This window comes from Protofrankia sp. Cr1 (assembly GCF_963555865.1).
GTDB lineage: Bacteria > Actinomycetota > Actinomycetes > Frankiales > Frankiaceae > Protofrankia.
Window position 1 is genome coordinate 28,269 of record NZ_CAUVXO010000028.1, and the last position, 1,533, is coordinate 29,801.

A 1,533-nucleotide genomic window follows, 5' to 3' on the forward strand; every position below is an offset into this window, starting at 1 on the left:
GGCGGCCCGAGCCGCCGCCGTGCCGGGACGACGCCGTTGCACCCATCCCTCGATCGTCCGCTGCCGGCCCTCCCGGACCGCGAGCGCTCCCGACACCACATCCTCAGTGATGATCGAACCAGCACCTGTGTACGCGCCGTCCCCCACCTGGACTGGCGCAACCAGCACGGTGTCACTGCCGATCTTGACATCCGCACCGATCACGGTCCGATGCTTGGCGATGCCGTCATAGTTCGCAAAGATCGTCCCACAGCCGATGTTGCTACGCTCACCGATCACCGCATCGCCGACGTAGGCCAGGTGGGGTACTTTCGCGCCGTCGGCGATCTGGGCCGCCTTGGTCTCCACAAAGGCACCGAGCTTGACCCCGCATCCGATGTGCGTTCCCGGGCGCAGATGCGTGTAAGGACCGACCACGCAGTCCGGTCCGATCACCGAATCGGCCGCGGTGGTGCGGCTGACCGTGGCACCAGCCCCGACCACCGTGTCGGTGAGGGTGCAGTCGGGACCGATCACGGCTGCGACGGCCACCCGGGTGCGCCCGTGCAGGAACGTGTTCGGCAGCAGTGTCGTGTCCGCCTCGACGGTGACGTCGACGTCGATCCAGGTGGTGGAGGGATCCAGCACGGTGGTGCCCGCCCGCATCACCGCGGTCACGATCCTGTCCCGCATGACGATCCCGGCCGCGGCGAGCTGGATCCGGTCGTTCACACCCAACGCCTCGCCCGGATCGTCGAGCGGATACGCGGCTACGGCGTGGCGATGCGCGAAAAGCGCGCCGACGACGTCGGTCAGGTATTCTTCACCCTGGGCATTGTCGGTCGTCAAAGATGTCAACGCCTCGATCAACGGACCGGCTGTAAAGACGTATACCCCGGTATTGATCTCACGAATGGCCGCGGTGACGCGGTCTGCGTCCGACTGCTCGACAATCGCCCGGACTTCACCTGAGGACCCACGAATCACCCGACCGTACCCGGACGGATCGGAAACCTCGGCGGTCAGCACGGTCGCCGCCGCGGCTGCCCGGATATGGGCCGCCACCAGCGCCGACATGGTCGCGCCGGTCAACAGCGGGGCGTCCCCGGGGACCACGACCACCAGCTCGTCCGGCCCGATGCCCACAGTCGCCTGCAATGCGACCCGGACCGCGTGTCCCGTGCCGCCCTGGGTATCCTGCACGACCGGCGACACCTCCGGAGCGCGTCCGGCGATCGCCGCGATCACCCGCTCCCGGGCATGCCCGACCACCACGAGCTGTCGCTGTGCACCGAGCGGCGCCACAGCGGCAAGAACATGGTCAAGGAGGGATCGACCCGCGATACGGTGCAGCACTTTGGGGATGGTTGAACGCATCCGTTTACCCTCGCCTGCCGCGAGGACGACAACCGCCGCCGGACGTGGTTGGGTCACACGAGCTCCCGTGATCGCGGACATCAACGTCAGTGTATGCCGAGTCTACCGGGTTACGGACCCGCCGGTTACCGACCCGCCGGTTACGAAGCACCGGTTACGAAGCACCGACAACAAGTC

Annotated in this window: 1 protein-coding gene; it reads right to left on the bottom strand. The window is 67.3% G+C overall.

Translation table 11 applies throughout. The annotated features are described in order from the left end of the window. The coding region (gene glmU, locus U9980_RS04850; RefSeq protein ID WP_322766869.1) for a bifunctional UDP-N-acetylglucosamine diphosphorylase/glucosamine-1-phosphate N-acetyltransferase GlmU at positions 1–1,413 on the bottom strand (1,413 nt) is incomplete at its 3' end. Positions 1,414–1,533 lie beyond the last annotated feature (120 nt).